Raw genomic sequence first — 18,483 nt, 5'->3', positions numbered from 1 at the left:
CACGGGGGACGCCGGGCTCGAGGCGGACGACGGGCCGCTCGCCGGACTCAGCAGCGTGATCCATCCGGGATGGGATGGCCACGCCACATCCGGATCTATGCCATCTTCGGCTCCATCGCGGCGTCCCTGTATGTGGCGTGGGACGCCGGCGCGTTCTCCAAGACCTTCGCGTTCCTCGACTTCGGCGCGGGTGTGCTCGCGCTGGTCTGTCTGACGTCGGCGGTGCTGTGGGGGCTCGCCGCGACCGACCAGCTCATCCTGCACACCAGGCAGCGGCTGATGGCCCAGGCCGTCCACCGGGCGGCCGCGGTCGCCGGTCTGCTCTTCCTGGCCGTTCACATCTGGGTCAAGATCGCGGAGAGCCACACCAACGCCGCGTCCATCGTGCTGCCGTTCGCTGACGCAAATCAGCCGGTGCTGATCGGGCTCGGCACCATCGCCGGCTATCTCTTCGTGATCGCCGCGGTGACCGGCGCGGTGCGCAGCTCGTTCGCCTCGGCCGGCAACTCCCGCTGGCGGTACCGCTGGTGGCGGGCGCTGCATGTGGGCGCCTACCCCGCGTGGTGCGCCGCGCTGATCCACGGCCTGAAGGCGGGACGCGCCGCCAAGACCTGGGCCACCTACGGCTACATCGCCGCCCTGGCCGGTGTGGCCATCGCGCTGTGGCTGCGGCTGGTCGCGCGGCGGCGCCAGGACGTCGACCGGGCGGACGGCATCGAGGTCAGGAACCCTCCCGCCCGCAGCATGCAGGAGGGCCGGACCCGGCGGGCCGATCCCACCGTGCCGCGCCCCCGTTCGGCCGAGCCCGGCTCGCGTGACAGTAAGCCGCTCAGTGCCTCTCGCGGGTGGGACCGGTGATCACGACCAAACCCAGGCTCGCCTGTGTCGATCCGCCCCGGCTGCTGGCCGGGCTCGACGAGGTGTACCGGCTCGACCGGGTCGGCCATCTGACCGTTCATGGCACCATGCCCGCCCTCCGGGCGGATGAACTCGTGGCGCTCGCGGAGAACATCGATCTGCGCGGGCGCGGCGGCGCCGGTTTCCCCTTCGCCACCAAGGTCCAGGCCGTCGTGGAGTCGGCCGGCCGGCGCGAGGGCCGCTGCGCCGTGGTGGTCAATGGCAGCGAGGGTGAGCCCAGTTGCCTCAAGGACACCGCGCTGCTGCTGCACACCCCGCATCTGGTGATCGACGGCGCCGTGCTGGCCGCCGAGGCGCTCGGTGCCGAGGAGGTCGCCATCGCGGTGCACCGCACGGATGTCGAGGAGTCCGTGGCCGCCGCGATCGCCGAACGCGGCCCCAGCGGGGTCCCGGTGTCGGTGAACCGCACCCCGGACCGGTTCGTCGCCGGTGAGGGCGGCGCGGTCATCAACGGCATCAGCGGCGCCCCGGCCATCCCCAACGGCCGGAAGATCCGGACCAGCGACAGCGGGCTCAGCGGTCTGCCCACCCTGCTGTCCAACACCGAGACCTTCGCCCAGCTCGCGGTGGCGGCGCGGATGGGCGCCCTGCCGTACCGCTCGGTGGGGCTGCCCACCGAACCGGGCACGACGCTGCTGACGGTCGGTGGCAAGTACGTGATGGAGACGCCCACCGGGGTGCCGCTGACCTACGTCCTGGAGCTGTGCGGTCTCACCCCCGGCCAGGCGGTGCTGGTGGGCGGCTACCACGGCAAGTGGCTGGCCCCCAAGAGCATCAACGCCGCCACGATCTCCCGGGAGTCCATGAAGAAGTACGGCGCCCGGCTGGGCGCCGGGGCGGTGCTGCCCATCCCCGAGAACACCTGCCCGCTCGGCGAGACCGCGCGGGTGGCGCGCTGGCTGGCCGCCGAGACGGCCGGTCAGTGCGGGCCCTGCTTCATCGGGCTGCCGGCGCTCGCGGACGCCATCGGCCAGGTGGAGCGCGGCGGCGGCCAGTCCTCGATCGACAATGTGCGCGCCTACGTCAACTCGGTGCGGGGGCGCGGGGCCTGCAGCCATCCCGACGGCACCGCCGGTTTCGTGACCACCGCGCTGGACGCGTTCCCCGAGGAGTTCGAGGCGCACGCGCTCGGCGCCGGCTGCGGACGGCCCACGATGGGCATCCTCCCGCTGCCGGAGGACGCGCTGCCCCTGGCCCTGCCGCCCGCCCCGCTGAACCCCACGGCGCGCGACGAGCGCCCCCAGCGGGGGCCGATGGAAAAGCTGCTGGTGGACTGGTCGCTGTGCCAGGGCCACGGGCTGTGCGCGGACATCCTGCCGCCCGAGGTGCTGACGCTCGGCATCGACGGCTATCCGGCCTCGGCCAAGATGGAGGTGCCCCGGCAGCTACGGGCCCAGGCGGTCCGCGCGGTCCGCCGCTGCCCCGCCCTGGCGCTGCGGATCGAGGAGTAGGCCGCAGAGTGATCCACCGCACCACCCGACACCACGACGGCCGTGCGAAACGGCCGTCGACTGCTGTGCGCTCAAGGATCCGGCGTTTTTTGCGTCAGGTGACAAATTCGGAAGCCGCTGAGCGCCGGTCCGCATGGGCTCCGTATGGACATGACGTCGGCGCAATCATCGCCGGACCGATCGAGATTGCAGAGGGATGGTCATGGAGAAGCGTCACATCGCGTTCGCCGGGGTGTCGGTAGCGATGGTTCTGCTGACGGCGGCCTGCGGCAGCAGCAAGGACAACTCCGCGGGCAGCGCCAACGTGCAGCCGGCGGGTGGCAGTCAGACCGTGGGTGCGGGGGCCTCCGCGTCGGCGGGCGCGGGCGCGGTGGCCGGCGCGACCGGCGGATACGAGGCGGGCGGCGACACCGGTGCCGGCGCGGGCGGCGAGGCCGGGCGTACCGGTCCGGCGAAGCAGCTGGCGGTCAAGGAGGACGCCAAGCTGGGCAAGTTCGTCACCGACAGCAAGGGCTGGACCCTCTACCGGTTCGACGAGGACACCCCCAAGCCCGCCAAGTCCAACTGCAACGACGACTGCGCCACCAAGTGGCCCGCGGTGCCCGCGGACGACGCCGCGGCCACCACCGGTATCGAAGCGGGCAAGCTGGGCTCGGTCACCCGCTCCGACGGCACCAAGCAACTGACGCTGGCGGGCTGGCCGGTCTACCGCTTCGCGGGCGACGCCAAGCCGGGTGACACCAAGGGCCAGGGCGTGGGCGGCACCTGGAACGCGCTGGCGCCCGACGGAAAGCCGGCCGGCAAGACCGCGGCCGCGGACGACAGTCTCCAGCTGATGGTCAACAACAACGCCGAGCTGGGCAAGATCATCGTGGACGGCAAGGGCATGACCGTCTACCGGTTCGACAAGGACAGCGCCTGGCCGATGAAGACCGGCTGCCTCGGTGCCTGCCTGGACACCTGGAAGCCCGTCAAGGCCGTGGACACCACGAAGGTCGCCGGGCTCGACGCCGCGAAGGTCACCTCCTTCAAGCGCCCCGACGGCACCAAGCAGGCGGCGTTCGACTGCTGGCTGCTGTACACCTTCACCGGGGACAAGAAGCCCGGCGACATCAACGGCCAGGGCGTGAAGGGCACCTGGTTCGCGGTCACCGACAAGGGCAAGAAGGCGGGCCAGTAAGACAGACTCCATCACTTACGGTCCACCGCGGCGGGTGGCCCGAGGCCGTCCGGCCCGGGCCGCCCCGCCGGATTTTCTACGGGAGGTTGATGTGTCACTCGCACTCCGTGCCACCGCGGTCGGCGCGGCCCTGCTGTTCCTGGCCGGCTGCGGTGGAGGCGATCAGGCACACGGGGCCAAGCACGAGCAGAAGAAGGTGTCCCCCGCCACCAAGGAGTTCGCCAAGCCCGGCAAGCCCGCGCCGCTGACGAAGATCGCCGACGCCATCGGCTGCAAGGCCACGGTCATCACCGAGGCGGACGAGCTGCGCCAGGGCGCCTGCGGGTCCGGTGGGAAGCGGTTCACGATGGTCACCTTCGCCACCGACAAGGGCCAGCACGACTGGCTGACGACGTCGAAGGACTACGGGGGGATGTACCTGGTCGGCAAGCGCTGGTCGGTCACCGGCCTGTCCATGAACTCACTGGAGCCCCTGCGCGAGAAGCTCGGCGGATCCCTCGAGGAGGGGATGTCCCACGGCGCGTCCCATGGCGGGATGAAGCAGGGGGACGGGATGGACGGCATGGAGGGCATGGACGGCTCGGCGAGCCATACGGGCCACGACGGGAAGAAGTGACGCGCGGAACCCGCCGACCAGGCGGTGAGCGTGGGTCAGCCCCTCAGGCCGCCCGGGAGTCCGCCCACTTGACCAGCTCCGGGTCGGCCAGGGTGGAGACCCACACATCCACCGGCGGAGGCTCGTCCACCGGCTTCCGCGGCCCGACGCCGAGCACCCTCAGCCCGGCGCGCGAGGCGGACAGAAACCCACAGTGGGAGTCCTCCACCGCGAGGGCGTCCTCGGGGGCCGCGCCGCACAGCCGGGCGGCCTCCAGATAGACGTCGGGATACGGCTTGGGCCGCACCTGCCCCTCGGGGACCAGCACATGGCCGAAGTACCGCAGCAGCCCGGCCTTGGCGAGCCCGTCCTCGACGACGTCGCGCGGGCAGTTGCTGGCCACGGCCAGCGGGGCGAACGTCGCCGCCTTCGCGACCAGTTGGGGCGCTCCCGGCATGGTGACCGGGTCCTCGGCCACCAGCCGGCGGAAGGCGTCCAGGAGTTGTTCGGTCATCTCGTCGGCGAGTTCGGGGCGGCCGGCGAATTCGGCCAGCATACGGCCGCATTCGGTGTAGTGGAGCCCCTTCGTGCTTTGCGCGAACTCCTCGTCGGGGGCGGTTCCGTGGTTTCTGAGAACCACTTCGCGCGCCTCCACCCAGTGTCGTTCGGAATCCATCAGGGTGCCGTCGCAGTCGAAGACGATGGCGGCTGGGGTCCATCCGAGAAACTTTTCGGCTGTCATCTGTCTGCCGTTCCATGGGAGGTGGAGGAATCGGCGCAGGGAGTGCCTGTACTTGCGGGGAGCCGCTCAGTGGAAATGTTCTGGCGGCTCGGAAGTGGCGCCGGGCGCCGACCGCTGCTGTCGTACAGGCCGTGAGGTTCGCCTGCCCGAAACATAACGATCACTACGTTAGTTAGATGACCCGCGGTAAGCAAGGGGTCACTCAGTGTCGGCGATTTGTTCGTCGTTCAGGCCGTTCGTCGCCCGTGAGTTCGTCGCACAGTGTGTTCGTCACTCAGAGGTACTGGAGCACGCCGACCGCCGTGCAGATATCGGCCTGGCGCAGCCGGAAGACGCACGTCCGGCCGTGGGAGGTGCACTCGACCACGGCCGGCGGAAACGACTCGGTGAAGCGGATCGCCTTCATGCGGCAGGCGACGGGCCGGGTCAGCGTCCCGCCGGTGGCCAGCGCCGCCGCCTGACGGGCGCCCTCCAGCAGTACCAGGCCCGGCACATGGTCGCTCCAGTGGTCGAAGAAGAACGGATGGCGGGGGTCGGCGGGGTCGAGGTAGACCACTCCCCCGTCCCGTACCACCAGCACGTCCCGGGCCGCGGGAACGGCCAGTTGCGCAGGTGAGGGCCGCACCGCGGCGCGCAGCCTGCGGCGCGCGGTGTGCCCGTGGAAGGCGGACCGGGTCTCCGCGTAGGCCGTGCCGTCGAGGAAGCGCGCGGTGCCCCCGGCCCAGGCGAAGAGCTTGCCGCCCGCGGACAGCACGACATCCAGCCGCATCCCGGAGACGAAGCGTCCGCAGGGGGTGGTGCGGATGTCGGTGACGGCGGCCCGGCAGGTGATGTCGGAGGCACCGTACGGCGCCCGGGGCTCGGTCTCGGGGTCCAGCCGGTAGGAGATGTCCCGGATCAGGAAATGCGCCCCCGCGGGCACCGCGTAGTACTGCGTGGGGATGTAGATCCCCAGCTCGCGCAGGGTTTCCGCGATCATCAGCGGATGGTGGCGGCCGTCTCCGCCGTGCGGGAAGGTGGGATGGGACCGCGGCCACTGGGCGGCGGCCTCGAACCGGTTGTCACCGTGCGTACGCACGTCGGTGAGCAGCACCTCGGCCACCGAGACCCGGTGCACCGCCTCCCGCGCCACGGTGCGGGACCAGCTGAGCGGCCGCCCGGTGGGACCGGACGGCTCCGAAAGGCCATGAGCCTCACGAACGATCACCTTAAAATACTAATAATGTTTGATCTGTCTCGCCTCATCACCATCACCGACCGAAAGTCCGCTAAGTTCTCCCCGTCACATCCGACGGGCTGCTGAAGGACGGCGAACACGTGCAAGAACGGGCCGAGCAAACACGCCGATCCCTTCTGGAGGCCGCCGCGTTCCTTTTCAACGAACGGGGATACGCCGGCACGAGCATCAGCGACATCACCTCCCGGTCCGGTCACACCAGCGGCGCCATCTATTTCCATTACACGAGCAAGGAAAGACTCGCCCTCGCCGTGGTGGAGGAGCACTTCGCCACCTGGCCCCCGCTGATCGAGCGCTACACCGCCCTCGACGCGCCTCCCCTGGAGCAACTCGTACGGCTCAGCTTCGCGGTGGCCCGCGCCTTCCGCGATGACCTCCTGGTCCGGGCCGGGGCCCGGCTGTGGACCGAGCGCACCCTGATCGAGGCGCCCATGCCACCGCCCTTCGTGGGCTGGATGGACGCCGTGGGGCAGATGATGGAGAAGGCCCGTGCCGAGGGCGATCTGGCCCCGCATGTCGATCCGCTGCCCGCCGCCCGGACCGTCGTCTTCGCCTTCTTCGGGCTGCACACCATCTCCGAGGCCCTCGACGGGCGGCGGCTGGTCGAGGACCATCTGGCCGACATGTGGACCGTGCTGCTGCCCTCGCTCCAGGCCCGGCCCGGGGACACCGCGAGGCTGCTGGCGCTCGCCCGCCCGGGCACCCCGCCCCCGTCAGAGTGAGGCGCCCGCGCACATCACCAGCGTCTGCCCGGTGACCGCGCCGCCCTCCGGGCCCAGCAGGAACGACGTCAGACCCGCCACCTCCTCGGGCCGGACGAGCCGGCCCAGCGGTGGCATCACCGGCGGGGTGCCGCTGCGGCCGGGGTCGCGCAGCATGGGGGTGTCCGTGGGCCCCGGCGCCACCACGTTCACCGTGACCGCCCGGGGCGCCAGCTCGGCCGCCCAGGACCGGGCCAGAGCGGGCAGCGCCGCCTTGGTGGCGGCGTACTGGCTCTTGCCCGGGACGCCCGTCATCGTCCGGCTGCCCACCAGCACCACCCGGCCGCCGTCCGCCACCCGGTCCACCAGCGTGTCGACCAGGACGCCCGCCGCCTGCACATGGATCCGCCACATGAGGGACCCGTCCTCGGGCGCCAGCTCCCCCAGCCGCGCCGAGCGCTGAACGCCCGCCGCGTGCACGATCGCGTCCACCCCGGACACCGGGGCGAGCACCTCGGGGAGGTCCTCCGGCCGGGACAGATCGGCCGGGATCCAGTGCAGCCCCGCGACCGGGTGCGCGGGGGCCGTACGGCTGATCCCGGTGATCCGCCACCCCTCGGCCAGCAGCCGGGTGGCGATCGCGGCGCCGATACCGGAGCTGACACCGGTGACCACGGCGTGGCGGGGCTCAGGCATCGGCCGCCCAATCCGGCGTGACCCGGACGTACTTGATGGCCCGGCGGTGGTAGGTGTAGGCGATGTGCAGCGTGCCGTCGGAGCCCTGCCGGATGGTGGGGTAGGACAGCTCGCGGTTGAGCCGGTCGCGTGAGTTGTTGGTCAGGCAGTGGCCGTCGCCGGTGTCCAGATCGCGCCGTACGGGCCAGGTCAGGCCGTTGTCGGAGGACAGCGCGAGAGCCATCGGGGCGCGCGGCGCACCCCAGAAGGCACCGGGTGCCGCGTCGTCCCGCGTGGCGGCCGGGGCGGGGGGCTCGCCGGTCCTCCCCTCGTCGTCGATCTCGTCGTAGAGGGAGACGCGGCGGGCCGTGGCGTCCGCCCGGCTGCTGTGGTTGTAGACCAGCGCGAGCCGCCCGTCGGCGAGCGGGACGTACTGCACGGAGGAGTTGTTGTTGGGCAGTTCGGTGCGGACCGGCTCGCTCCAGGTCTCCCCGCCGTCGGTGCTGTGCGAGCGGTACACCGCGTCCGCCCAGCGGCTGCGGAAGAGGGCCAGCACGGTGGTGTCCGGCAGTTGGTGGACGTTCATGTGCACACAGCCCGTCGAGCCGGGCACCGGCCGCTCGCGCCAGGTCCGCCCCTGGTCGTCGCTGATCATCACCGCGCTGGTGTCGTGGTCGCCGACCCACTTGACCCCGGGGGTGGCCACGCAGTGGAACACCGGCAGCAGCCACCGTCCGGAGTCCAGGACGGCCACCGGCTGACGGATGAACACCCCGCCCGCCTCGGTCGCCGGGAAGAGCGTGCGCGGCGCGTCCCAGGTGGCGCCCGCGTCGGCGGACACCCGCAGCCGGACCTCCGCCGTGTCCTGGTCGCCCGCCCGCTGGGCGGTGTAGAGCAGCCACAGCTCCCCGGCCGGGGTGGGGAACAGCAGCGGGTTCTGCTCCGAGCGGGTGTCGTCGCCGGAGAGCCGGACCGGCTCGGTCCAGGCGCCGGAGCCCGGGGCGAGCCGGGAGAACCACACGGAGATGTCCGGTACGCCCTCCTGCGTGCCGCCGAACCACACACAGCCGAGGTCCCCTCCCGGCAGCACGGTGAGGTTCGCGGCGTGGTTCTGGACGGCGGGCGCCGGCAGGAACGCCTCCTGGCGCGCCGGGTCGCCCGGGCGCGGCCGGAGCCGTCCGTCCGTCGGCGGCATCGCGGTGTCATGGTCGGCGGTCATGGGCGCCGGGCTCCTCATGGTTGCGGTGGTACGGGGATGTCTGCGGCCGGGCGGGCCCCGGCCCTCCGGGAAGGGACGGGAAAGGCCGGGGAGCTACCGGTTGTACGCGGGCATCGGGCCCCTGAGCCCGGCGCCCACCTCGTCGCACGCCGCCGTCACATCCGCCGGAAGGGGGCCCGCGGTCGCGGCGGCCAGATTGGCGCGAAGGTGTTCCACGCGGGAGCCGCCGAGCAGCAGCGCGTCCACCCCGTCCCGGCCGAGCAGCCAGCGCAGCGAGAGGTCGACGAGCGGGATGCCCGCCTCCTCGGCGATCCCGGACAGGGTCCGTACGGCCTCGAAGAGCCCGGCGTCCCAGTAGCGCTGCCGGTACATGGCGGCCACCCGGGAGTCGCCGAAGCGGCCCGACTCCGGCTGCTCCTCGAAGGTGTGACGGCCCGTCAGCAGCCCGCCGCCGAGCGGGTTGTAGACCATGGTGCGCAGTCCACTGGTGGCCGCGTACGCCAAGTATTCCTCCTCGATCCGCCGCGCCAGCAGGTTGTAGAGCTGCTGGGCCACCACCGGGCGCGGCGCGCCGACCCGTTCGGCGGTGTGGGTGATCTCGGCGATCTGCCAGGCGGCGTAGTTGGAGACGCCGAGCGCCCGGATCTTGCCCTCGGCGACGAACTCGGCGACCGTTCCCAGCGTCTCCTCCAGCGGCGTGGAGCGGTCGGGCTGGTGCAGATAGAACAGGTCGACATGGTCGGTGCCCAGGCGGCGCAGGCTGCCTTCGAGGGCCGCGCGCATCCCGCGTGCGGACAGCGGTGAGTGGTCGCCCGCGTCGGGGTGCGGCATACCGGCCTTGGTGGCGAGCACGATCCGGTCGCGGCGGCCGGGGAGCAGCTCGGCCAGGATCGTCTCGGTGGTGCCGCCCGCGTAGGCGTTCGCGGTGTCCACCCCGGTCACCCCGGCGTCCAGCGCGGTGTCCAGCATCGCGGCGGCGCCCGCGCGGTCCACCGTGTCGCCGAAGGTCATGGTGCCCAGCACCAGCCGCGAGAGCGGCACCGGGATCCCCGGCAGGGCGACCCCGCCGGGCGACGCCTGGGTGGTGGTGTGGGGCTGCGGATGCGCGTTCACTGCGTTGCTCCCGGTTCCTGGTCGGTCGCGATCGCGGACACGAGGGCGCGCGGTTTGCGTCCCCGCATGGTCGTCGGGTCGAGCGCCGCCCGCCGCAGCGCCCTGGTGTACGGGTCGGCGGGCGCGGAGAGCACCGTGCCGGTCGGGCCGGACTCGATGATCCTCCCGGCGCGCATCACCACCACCTCGGAGCTGATCTCGCGGACCACTCCGAGGTTGTGGGAGATGACGATGTAGGCGAGCCCCTGTTCGGCCTGGAGTTCCCGCAGCAACTGGAGCACCTGGGCCTGTACGGAGACGTCCAGCGCGGAAGTGGCCTCGTCGCACACCAGCAGCTCGGGGCCGCTGGCCAGGGCGCGGGCGATGCCGATCCGCTGGCGCTGCCCGCCGGAGAACTCGGCCGGGCGCCGCTGGAGCGCGCCGGAGTCCAGCCCCACCTGGTCGATGAGGACGGCGGCGCGGCGGGCGCGTTCGGCACGCGAGCGCATGCCGTTCAGCCGCAGCGGCTCGGCGACGATCTCCTCGGCCGTCAGATGCGGGTCCAGGGAGCCGTACGGATCCTGGAAGACCATCTGCACCCGCTTGCGCAGCGGGCGCAGCCGCCGCTCGGGCAGGCCCGCGATATCGGTTCCGTCGAGGAGGATCCGGCCCTCGGTGGGGCGCAGCAGGCGGACGAGAGAGCGGGCGATGGTGGACTTGCCGCAGCCGGATTCGCCGACGACGCCGAGCGCCCCGCCGGGCGGGACGGAGAAGCTGACGCCGTCCACCGCGCGGAAGACACCGCCGGCGACCGGGTATTCGACCACCAGGTCCTCGACGGCCAGCAGGGGTGTGGTCACAGCGCCTCCTCGGTGACGGTGGCGGCGGGGGCCTCGTGCCAGGGGCCCAGGGTGGGCACGGCGGCGAGCAGATCGCGGGTGTACCGCTCGCGGGGGTGGTCCACGATCTGTTCGACCGGTCCCGACTCCACGAACCGGCCGCCGCGCATGACGTGGATGCGGTCGGAGACCAGCCGGGCCACGCCCAGATCGTGGGTGATCATCAGGATGCCGATGCCGGTGCGCTCCTGGAGCTCCATCAGCAGGTCGAGGACGCCCGCCTGGACGGTGACGTCGAGCGCGGAGGTCGGCTCGTCGGCCACCAGCAGCCGGGGCTCGGCGGCCAGCGCGATGGCGATGAGGACGCGCTGCAGCATGCCGCCGGAGAACTGGTGGGGGTAGGCGCCCCAGCGGGTCTCGGGGTGCGGGATCCGTACCCGGCGAAGCAGTTCGACGCCCCTGGCGCGGGCGTCGGCGCGGGACATCCCCGGGTGGCGCAGCCGGAGCGCCTCGCCGAGCTGGCGGCCGATGGTGTGCACCGGGCTGAGCGCGGTCATCGGGTCCTGGGGGATCAGGGACACCCCGCGGCCGCGGATCCGCCCGGCCGCCTTGGCGTCGGCGATGACGTCGGCACCGAAGATCCGGGCCGTCCCGGAGAGGACGGCGAGCCCTTCGGGCAGCAGCCGCAGCAGGCCCATCGCGGTGGTGGACTTGCCGGAGCCGGACTCGCCGATGATCGTCACCGTCTCGCCGGAGCCGATGGTGAAGCCGACCCCGTCGACCGCGCGCACCACACCGCGGTCGGTGATCAGCTCGATCTGCAGGTCCTCGACCTCCACCAGGGGGCCCGGGGCGCCGGTGTCGCGGGTGTCGCTGGTGCCTCGGGTGTCGCGGGTATCGCGGGTATCGCGGGTGTCGTTCATCGGGAGCCCTCCGTGGCACGTCGGCGGGTACGGTCGCGCAGCCCGTCGCCCAGCAGGTTGACCCCGACCACCAGCAGCACGATGACGAGGCCGGGCAGGGTCACCAGCCACCAGGAGGTGGTGATGTAGTCCTGGCCGTCGGAGATGATCCGGCCCCAGGTGGCGAACGGCCGCTGGGGGCCCGCGCCGAGGTAGCTCAGCGCGCTCTCCAGCAGCACCGCCTGGGCGAGCAGCAGCAGGACCACCAGCGATGCCTGGCGGACGATGTTGGGGATGATGTGGCGGGCCAGGATGGCGATCCGGGGCAGCCCCAGCACCTGGGCGGCGGCCACATACGGCTTCTCCCGCTCGACCAGCACCAAGGACCGGGTCAGCCGGGCCACCTCGGGCCACTGGGCGATGGCGATGACACAGGTGATGACGGTGACGGAGGGGCCGAAGAGGGCCACGACGAGCAGCAGCATCATCAGCAGCGGCAGCGACATCTGGGCCTCCAGCAGCCGGGAGACGACGGCGTCCACCCAGCGGCCGTAGTACCCGGCGGCGGCACCCGCGACGATGCCGATGAGGCCGGAGACGACGACGGCGAGCACACCGATCGACAGCGAGACCTGGCCGCCGTGCAGCACCCGCGAGAGCACATCGCGGCCAAGCTGGTCGGTGCCGAAGAGATGGCCGTCGGTCAGCGGGGCGAGCCGGCGCCGGGAGAGGTCCTGGTCGCCCGCGCCGGGCAGCGGCAGCATCTGGGCGAGGGCGACGGGGACCACCACCAGCAGGGTGCACACCGCGCCCGCCCACAGTTTGAGGCTCGCGCTGCGGCGGCGCCGGGTGGCGGTGGCGCGGGCCAGGTCCCGGGCGGTGACCGCGCTGGGGCGGGGCGCGGGGGCGGCCTTCGCGGGGGCTGGGGGTTCGGCGGGGGTTTCGAGCGCGCCTTTCATCTCAGGCCGCCTTTCCCAGGCGTACCCGCGGGTCGAGCAGCGGGTAGGCCAGGTCGATGAGGAGTTGGACGAAGACCGCCAGGGCGGCGGTGACCAGGACGGTCGCCTGGATCAGCGGATAGTCGCGGGTCTCCAGGGCGCGGACGACCAGCGAGCCGACACCGGGCCAGCCGAAGACCACCTCGACCACCACGACGCCGTTGAGCATGGCCGCGAAGCGGGTGCCGAGTGCGGTGAGCACCGGGATGGCGGAGTTGCCCATGGCGTAGCGCCAGGTCAGTACGCGGTTCGAGACCCCGCGGGAGCGGGCGACGGTGACATACGGCGCGGCGAGGGCCGCCACCATCTCACGGCGGACCAGCCGGGAGATCAGCGCCATCTGGAGGATCGCCACGGTCACGGTGGGCAGCACCAGCCCGCCCCAGGTGGTGAAGCCGGAGGCGGGCAGCACCGGAACGGCCACGGCGAAGAGGGTCAGCAGCATCACGCCGATCCAGAAGTCCGGCATGGACTGCCCGGCGATGGTCAGCACATTGGCGCCCAGCTCGCGCTTGGTGTCGGCGCGGCGGGCCATCCATACGCCCAGCGGTACGGCCACCAGCGCGGTGAGGGCGATCGCGGAGAGGGAGAGGGTGATCGTGTAGGGCACCCGGTCGAGCACCACGTCCAGGGCGGGCGCGTGGAAGGAATAGCTGGTGCCGAGGTCGCCGGTGAACAGATCGCGCAGAAAGAGCCCGTACTGGCTGAGCAGTCCGCGGTCGAGGCCGAACTGCTCCCGGATCCGGGCGAGGTCGGCGCTGGAGGGGTTGGGCCCGGCCAGGGCCGCGGCGGGGTCGCCGGGGGCCATGCGGACCAGGACGAAGACGGTGGAGAGGGTCAGGAAGACCGTCAGGACGCTCTGGCCCAGGCGGCGTATCAGATAACGCGTCACGGCTCAGCCCTCCAGCCGCACGGCGGCGAGATCGTAGGAGTTGAGCTGCAGAAGGCGCACATCGCGCACTCGGGTGCGGCGGGCCAGCACCACATCGGGGACGAAGGCCCACAGGCAGGGGCGGGTGTCCCAGATCTGCTGCTGGACGGCGGCGAGCTTCGTGTTCCGCGTCTTCTCATCCGTTTCGGCGGAGGCGTCGGCCAGCCGGGCGGCGATCCGCGGAAAGACATAGCCCTGGTAGGTGTCCCGGGTCTGCTCCTTCTCCGCGGTGCCGCCGTACATGCCCTGGAGGCTGGTGGAGGCGTGGCCGGTGGGAACGGAGAAGCCGTTGCCGAGGACGTCCCAGTCGCCCCGGCGGCCCTGCCGCCACTGCTGGATGTCGCCGCCCGGTTCGAACTGCTGGAGAGTGGCGCGGACGCCGACCGCGCGCAGCATCTCCAGCACGGCCTCCATCACCGAGGTGTCCGCGGGGAACTCGCCGGACTCCCAGATGATCTTCACCTTGAGATCGCTCGCGCCCAGCGCGGCGAGGCGCTTGCGGGCCTTGCCGGGGTCATGGACGTAACGGCCGGTGCGCACCGAGCCCTTGAGGGCGAGCGGGATGACGCCCTCGGCCTGCTGAGCGGAACCGGTGAGCACATCGCGCACCAGGGCCTCGCCGTCGATGGCGTAGCTGAGCGCCTCGCGCACCCGGGCGTCGGCCAGCGGATGTCCGCGCGGTTTGCGGAAGTTGAAGAAGAGCTGGTTGACGCGGGTGCCCGAGGTGCGGTCCAGACGCACCCCCGGCAACCCCTTGAGCTGCTCGGCGGAGTCGGGGGTGATGGTGTCGATGACATCCAGCTCACCGCTGCGCACGGCGACGACACGGCTGGACTCCTCGGGGACGAAGCGCACCCGCACCCGGTCCACGGTGGGGCGCGGCCCCCAGTACCGGGGGTTGGCGTCCAGGGTGTACTCGCCGGTGCCGGAGTTGGCCGAGCTGACCACGTACGGGCCGGAACCCACACCGCCGGACAGCTCCTCGGGGCGGTTCCGGGCGGCGGGGCTGATCAGGATGTTGGCCATCAGCTGGTCGAGGATGGGCACCGGGCGCTTGGTGTGCAGGCGGAAGGTGCGCTCGTCGACCGGCTCGACGGTGGGCATCTCGGGGAAGAGGCCGACGATGAACGAGCCGTTGACGCCCGCGTACATCCTGAGAGCGGTCGAGACGTCCTTGACGGTGACCGGCGTTCCGTCGGAGTAGCGGGCTCCTTGGCGCAGCCGCACCGTCCAGGCGGTGGGCCCGGTCATCTCGAAGCGGTCGGCGAGCACCAGTTCGGGCCGGAGCCCTTTGCCGATCCGGGTCAGCGCCTGGCGCACCGCGCGCTGGACCGTGACCGCCGCGTCGAACTGGTTCAGCTTGTTGTCCAGGCTGACCAGCGAGCGGTTCAGCCCGAGGCTGATGGCACCGGGCCCGGGGGCACCGGTGGGGCCCGCGCACCCGGTCAGCGGGGCGAGGGCGATACCTGCTGAGGCGCCTGCTCCGAGGCGCAGCACGGACCGGCGGCTGAGGGCCGGACCGAAGGGGATACGGGTCATCGTTGACCTCTCGGCGTTCCTGAGGCGAGCGACCGGATCGCTCGACCCGCTCGGCGTCCGGATGACGGCCGTACGGGTCAAAGTGTCGCGGCGGTCACCGTGACATGGCTGCGCGCTTTACGCAATACTCCTCGCGCACTTCGCGCAACGTATGCCATCATCGGCACCACGGAGCCGATGTCCACGGCACCGGATCGTTCCGCCCGTCACGGTCATTCGAGGAGGTGCTGGTGGACATGACACCCAACCGGAGGCTGTTGGCCATCGCGGATGACCTGTCAGGCGCCGCCGAGGTGGCAGCGGCGCTTTGCTCGCGCACAACACGCAGCCGGGTCCTGCTTGTGGGGAGGCCCGACGTGGGGAACGGGGGTGGGGTGAGCGCGGGTGGGGCGAGGGCCTTGCACCCCCGCCACCCCGGCGAGGCGACCGTCCTGGACCTCGACTCCCGCTACCGGCCCGCCACCGAGGCGGCCGAGGCGGTCCGCGACGCGCTGCGGCTGTCCTCGCCGGACGGGGAGGCCGACGGGGACACTGACGCGGAAACCCTCGTACTGAAGAAGATCGACTCGCTGCTGCGGGGCAATGTCGCCGCCGAGATCGCCGCCCTCGCCGAGGGCGGGGCGGGTGTGGTGCTGGCCCCCGCACTGCCGATCGCCGGGCGCGTGGTGCGCTCGGGGGTGGTCCACATCGGCGGGGTGGCGCTCCACGAGGGCGACGCATGGCGCGCCGAAACCCTGCCCCCACCCGCTTCGGTGGCCCAGGCGCTCGGCGGCCTGCCGACCGCGCTGATCCCGCTGACGACCGTAAGGGCGTCCCCGCCTGCCCTGCTGGCCGCGCTGCGTGCGGCCGTGGCGGCCGGACGGGTGGCGATCTGCGACGCGGAGACGGACGCCGATCTCGACGCGGTCGTCGAGGCGTCGCTCGCCGAGGGCCCCCGGATGCGGCTGGTCGGCTCAGGGGGCCTGGCCGTAGCCCTCGGCCGCCACCTGACGACCGCCCCCGCTGCCACGACGACTCCGGCCGCCACCCAGACCACCGCGGTGTTGGCGGCTCCGACCGCGACGGGCCCGGCCGCCTCCGACCCCACCGGGGCTCCGACCCTCACGGTCCCGGCTGCCACCGCCACCACGGCTCCGGCTGCCGACACCGCCACAGCGCCCCCGGCTGGCTCCGCCACCACGGGCCCCGCCGCCACCAAGTCCACCACGGCTCCGGCGGTCACCGACCCCACCAGGGCTCCGGCCGCCGACACCACCAACCGGACCCCGGCTACCCCCGCCGCCACGGGCCCGGCCGACAACGACCCCATCACGGCTCCGGCCGCCGCCAACGCCCCGGCCATCACCACACCGGCGGGGGCCGCCGCGTGGACGGCCAGCACCACGGTGCCCTTGGCGAACGCCGGAGGCGCTCCGGCCGCCCCGGCGACTCCGGCTGCCGACACCGCCACTGCGCCCCCGGCTGGCCCCGCCACCACACCGGCGGGGGCCGCCGCGTCGGCGGCCGGAACCGCGGCACCCTCGGCGGACACCGGCCGACCGGTGCTGGTCGTCGTCGGCACGGCCGAACCCTCAGCCGCCGAACAGGTCCGGCGGCTGGTCGAGGACGGCGCCACCCATCACCGACTCCCGCACGCGGGGCTGCTGTCGGACGGTCCCCCGCTGCGGCTGCCCCCGCTGACCGCCCCGGTCACGGTCGTCTCCCTCGCCGCCTCGCCCAGCCCCTCGCCGGTAGCCCCCGGCCCGGCACCGAAGCGCGAGGTGGCGGCCGACGCCGCCTCGCCGACAACGGGCGGCGCGGCGCCCATCCCGTCCCCCCGTCCGGAACGCGAGGCCGTCGCGCCCGCCGACGTGCCCGGCCCGCCGCCCAGCCCAGCACCCGGCCCCAGCCCGCCACGGCGCCACCGTCCGGCGGCGGGACCGACCGCACAGGCCCGGACGCAAGCCCGAACGAAGACCCGGACGCACGCCCGAGCACAGGCCCGGACGCAAGCCCGGCCGAAGACCCTGCCGAAGACCCTGCCGACGAGGCAGGCGCGCGGTCCCGGCCCGTGTCCGGTCGGCGGCTGGTGCTCGGCCTCGCCCGGGCCATCGGCGAGGCCGTCGCCGCGCATCACGGCGCCGTCGACCTCGTGCTGACCGGCGGCGAGACGGCACGCCGGGTGCTGGACGCCCTGGCGGTGACCGAGCTCGATCCGGTCGGCCAGGTGCACCACGGCGCCGTTCATCTCTCCACTCCCGACGGGCGGTCCGTCGTGACCCGACCGGGCAGCTTCGGCGATCCCGACTCCCTGCGCCACATCGTCCAGGCGCTGCGCCCCCACCCGATGGAACGGAAGGTCACCTCATGAACTCCTCCACCAACCTCGCCCCCGCCGGGGCCGCTGGTGCGGACGCCGAGCCCGCCCCGCTTCCGCTCATCGCGGTCACCATGGGCGACGGCGCCGGCATCGGACCCGAGGTGATCGTCCCCGCGCTGCTCGACCCGGACACCCTGCGGCGTTGCCGTCCGGTGGTCATCGGGGACGCGGAGCGGCTGCGGCAGGCCGCCCGGCTGCGCGAGATCGCGTGCGAGATCGTCACGGTAGCCGCGCCCGCCGACGCGGCGTTCACCCCGGGCCGGATCAACGTCGTCGACCTCGGGCTGCTCCCCGCCGAGCTGCCCTGGGGCACGCTCTCCCCGGTGGCGGGGGACGCGGCCTACCAGTACGTACGGACCGCCGCCGAACTCGCCATGAACGGTGAGGTGCAGGGCATCTGCACCGCGCCGCTCAACAAGGAGGCGCTGCACGCGGGCGGCCATGTCTTCCCCGGCCATACCGAACTGCTGGCCCAGCTCACCGGCGTCGAGGAGGTGTCGATGATGCTGGCCACCCCCACGGTGAAGGTCATTCACGTCACCACCCACATCGGACTCATCGACGCGGTGCGGAAGATCGAGCCGGGTCTGGTCGAGCGCACCGTGCGCCGCGGCCATGAGGCGATGGTCCGCGCCGGGACTCCCGAACCGGTGATCGGGGTGTGCGGGATCAATCCGCACGCCGGGGAGAACGGCCTGTTCGGCTACGGCGAGGAGGAGGAGAAGATCGTGCCCGCGCTGGAGGTGCTGCGCGCCGACGGCATCGACGCCCGCGGCCCGCTCCCCGCCGACACCGCCTTCTTCCTGGCCGGGCGCGGTGACTACGACCTGATCGTGGCGATGTACCACGACCAGGGACACGGCCCGGTCAAGGTGCTGGGCCTGGAGGCCGGGGTCAATCTCACCGTCGGACTGCCCGTCATCCGCACCTCCGTCGACCACGGCACCGCCTTCGACATCGCCGGTACGGGCACGGCCGACGCCGGTAGCATGATCGAGGCGCTGCGGCAGGCCGCCGAGATGGCTCCGTCCCCCGCCCACTGACGCCAGCCCCGATTGCTGACGCCCAGCCCCTGTTGAGGAACGCGAGGCCGAGCCCACGTTGA

18 protein-coding genes are annotated in these 18,483 nt (G+C 72.6%); 8 read left to right on the top strand and 10 right to left on the bottom strand.

The window, feature by feature from the left end:
• The first annotated feature begins 69 nt into the window (after positions 1-69).
• From CGL27_RS41665 to CGL27_RS41650, 4 genes are all read left to right on the top strand, one after another.
• Positions 70-858 (top strand): hypothetical protein, encoded by a 789-nt coding sequence (locus CGL27_RS41665; protein ID WP_240450823.1) that lies wholly within the window; start codon positions 70-72, stop codon positions 856-858.
• Positions 855-2,369 carry an NADH-quinone oxidoreductase subunit NuoF family protein gene (locus CGL27_RS41660; RefSeq protein WP_119994808.1) on the top strand — a complete coding sequence of 505 codons (1,515 nt, stop codon included), beginning with the start codon at positions 855-857 and terminating at the stop codon, positions 2,367-2,369. Before CGL27_RS41665 ends, CGL27_RS41660 begins: the two co-directional genes overlap by 4 nt.
• Positions 2,370-2,571: 202 nt before the next feature.
• On the top strand, positions 2,572-3,549 hold the full coding sequence (locus CGL27_RS41655) for an SCO0930 family lipoprotein (protein ID WP_119994807.1): 978 nt from the start codon (positions 2,572-2,574) through the stop codon (positions 3,547-3,549).
• Between the two features lie 91 nt (positions 3,550-3,640).
• Positions 3,641-4,165 (top strand): hypothetical protein, encoded by a 525-nt coding sequence (locus tag CGL27_RS41650; protein ID WP_119992659.1) that lies wholly within the window; start codon positions 3,641-3,643, stop codon positions 4,163-4,165.
• A gap of 43 nt (positions 4,166-4,208) precedes the next feature.
• Here CGL27_RS41650 and CGL27_RS41645 read toward each other — a convergent pair whose 3' ends face one another.
• Entirely contained in the window at positions 4,209-4,886 is a 678-nt protein-coding gene (locus CGL27_RS41645) for an HAD family phosphatase (protein ID WP_119992657.1), read from the bottom strand.
• 274 nt (positions 4,887-5,160) lie between these two features.
• A complete protein-coding gene (locus tag CGL27_RS41640; RefSeq protein WP_119992655.1) occupies positions 5,161-6,093 on the bottom strand; it encodes a ScbA/BarX family gamma-butyrolactone biosynthesis protein in 933 nt (310 codons plus the stop codon).
• A gap of 110 nt (positions 6,094-6,203) precedes the next feature.
• On the opposite strand from CGL27_RS41640, the gene CGL27_RS41635 reads away from it, so the two are divergent.
• Positions 6,204-6,845, top strand: coding sequence for a ScbR family autoregulator-binding transcription factor (locus tag CGL27_RS41635; RefSeq protein WP_119992653.1), 642 nt, complete (start codon positions 6,204-6,206; stop codon positions 6,843-6,845).
• Here the strand turns inward: CGL27_RS41635 and CGL27_RS41630 are convergent.
• The 8 genes from CGL27_RS41630 to CGL27_RS41595 all read right to left on the bottom strand — a co-directional run bounded on the left by CGL27_RS41630 (position 6,837) and on the right by CGL27_RS41595 (position 15,019).
• Complete coding sequence (locus CGL27_RS41630) at positions 6,837-7,520, bottom strand: SDR family oxidoreductase (protein ID WP_119992651.1); 684 nt, start codon at positions 7,518-7,520, stop codon at positions 6,837-6,839. The two genes, CGL27_RS41635 and CGL27_RS41630, sit on opposite strands and share 9 nt — an antisense overlap.
• The gene (locus tag CGL27_RS41625; RefSeq protein WP_119992649.1) at positions 7,513-8,718 is read right to left on the bottom strand and encodes an exo-alpha-sialidase; all 1,206 of its coding nucleotides are present in this window, start codon (positions 8,716-8,718) and stop codon (positions 7,513-7,515) included. The genes CGL27_RS41630 and CGL27_RS41625 overlap by 8 nt, the downstream gene beginning before the upstream one ends.
• A gap of 93 nt (positions 8,719-8,811) precedes the next feature.
• On the bottom strand, positions 8,812-9,831 hold the full coding sequence (locus CGL27_RS41620; protein ID WP_205587837.1) for an aldo/keto reductase: 1,020 nt from the start codon (positions 9,829-9,831) through the stop codon (positions 8,812-8,814).
• Complete coding sequence (locus CGL27_RS41615; RefSeq protein WP_059146152.1) at positions 9,828-10,670, bottom strand: dipeptide/oligopeptide/nickel ABC transporter ATP-binding protein; 843 nt, start codon at positions 10,668-10,670, stop codon at positions 9,828-9,830. Before CGL27_RS41615 ends, CGL27_RS41620 begins: the two co-directional genes overlap by 4 nt.
• Positions 10,667-11,572: an ABC transporter ATP-binding protein gene (locus tag CGL27_RS41610; protein WP_119992648.1), complete on the bottom strand. Its 906-nt coding sequence runs from the start codon at positions 11,570-11,572 to the stop codon at positions 10,667-10,669. Before CGL27_RS41610 ends, CGL27_RS41615 begins: the two co-directional genes overlap by 4 nt.
• Complete coding sequence (locus CGL27_RS41605) at positions 11,569-12,510, bottom strand: ABC transporter permease (protein ID WP_119992646.1); 942 nt, start codon at positions 12,508-12,510, stop codon at positions 11,569-11,571. The genes CGL27_RS41610 and CGL27_RS41605 overlap by 4 nt, the downstream gene beginning before the upstream one ends.
• 1 nt (position 12,511) lies before the next feature.
• Positions 12,512-13,441, bottom strand: a complete 930-nt coding sequence (locus tag CGL27_RS41600) for an ABC transporter permease (protein ID WP_078639234.1) — start codon at positions 13,439-13,441, stop codon at positions 12,512-12,514.
• A gap of 3 nt (positions 13,442-13,444) precedes the next feature.
• Positions 13,445-15,019: an ABC transporter substrate-binding protein gene (locus tag CGL27_RS41595; protein ID WP_119992644.1), complete on the bottom strand. Its 1,575-nt coding sequence runs from the start codon at positions 15,017-15,019 to the stop codon at positions 13,445-13,447.
• Between the two features lie 104 nt (positions 15,020-15,123).
• Between CGL27_RS41595 and CGL27_RS53290 the strand changes: the two genes are divergently transcribed.
• The 3 genes from CGL27_RS53290 to pdxA are packed head-to-tail and all read left to right on the top strand — an operon-like array spanning position 15,124 to position 18,421.
• Positions 15,124-17,157, top strand: a complete 2,034-nt coding sequence (locus tag CGL27_RS53290; protein WP_346345769.1) for a four-carbon acid sugar kinase family protein — start codon at positions 15,124-15,126, stop codon at positions 17,155-17,157.
• Positions 17,088-17,369 (top strand): nucleotide-binding domain containing protein, encoded by a 282-nt coding sequence (locus CGL27_RS50480; protein WP_237299789.1) that lies wholly within the window; start codon positions 17,088-17,090, stop codon positions 17,367-17,369. The genes CGL27_RS53290 and CGL27_RS50480 overlap by 70 nt, the downstream gene beginning before the upstream one ends.
• On the top strand, positions 17,366-18,421 hold the full coding sequence (gene pdxA / locus CGL27_RS41585) for a 4-hydroxythreonine-4-phosphate dehydrogenase PdxA (RefSeq protein ID WP_205587836.1): 1,056 nt from the start codon (positions 17,366-17,368) through the stop codon (positions 18,419-18,421). Before CGL27_RS50480 ends, pdxA begins: the two co-directional genes overlap by 4 nt.
• The last annotated feature ends 62 nt before the right edge of the window (positions 18,422-18,483 follow it).

It is taken from the genome of Streptomyces sp. 11-1-2 (assembly GCF_003595545.1).
GTDB lineage: Bacteria > Actinomycetota > Actinomycetes > Streptomycetales > Streptomycetaceae > Streptomyces > Streptomyces hygroscopicus_B.
This window is presented reverse-complemented; position numbering and strand designations above follow the sequence as displayed.

Excerpts from the sequence above, each read along its gene's own strand:
- CGL27_RS41665 (WP_240450823.1), top strand. The coding sequence starts at position 70 with ATGGGATGGCCACGCCACATCCGGATCTATGCCATCTTCGGCTCCATC.
- CGL27_RS41655 (WP_119994807.1), top strand. The coding sequence starts at position 2,572 with ATGGAGAAGCGTCACATCGCGTTCGCCGGGGTGTCGGTAGCGATGGTT.
- CGL27_RS41645 (WP_119992657.1), bottom strand. The coding sequence starts at position 4,886 with ATGACAGCCGAAAAGTTTCTCGGATGGACCCCAGCCGCCATCGTCTTC.
- CGL27_RS41630 (WP_119992651.1), bottom strand. The coding sequence starts at position 7,520 with ATGCCTGAGCCCCGCCACGCCGTGGTCACCGGTGTCAGCTCCGGTATC.
- CGL27_RS41625 (WP_119992649.1), bottom strand. The coding sequence starts at position 8,718 with ATGACCGCCGACCATGACACCGCGATGCCGCCGACGGACGGACGGCTC.
- CGL27_RS41610 (WP_119992648.1), bottom strand. The coding sequence starts at position 11,572 with ATGAACGACACCCGCGATACCCGCGATACCCGCGACACCCGAGGCACC.
- CGL27_RS41605 (WP_119992646.1), bottom strand. The coding sequence starts at position 12,510 with ATGAAAGGCGCGCTCGAAACCCCCGCCGAACCCCCAGCCCCCGCGAAG.
- CGL27_RS41595 (WP_119992644.1), bottom strand. The coding sequence starts at position 15,019 with ATGACCCGTATCCCCTTCGGTCCGGCCCTCAGCCGCCGGTCCGTGCTG.
- CGL27_RS53290 (WP_346345769.1), top strand. The coding sequence starts at position 15,124 with ATGGCTGCGCGCTTTACGCAATACTCCTCGCGCACTTCGCGCAACGTA.
- pdxA (WP_205587836.1), top strand. The coding sequence starts at position 17,366 with ATGAACTCCTCCACCAACCTCGCCCCCGCCGGGGCCGCTGGTGCGGAC.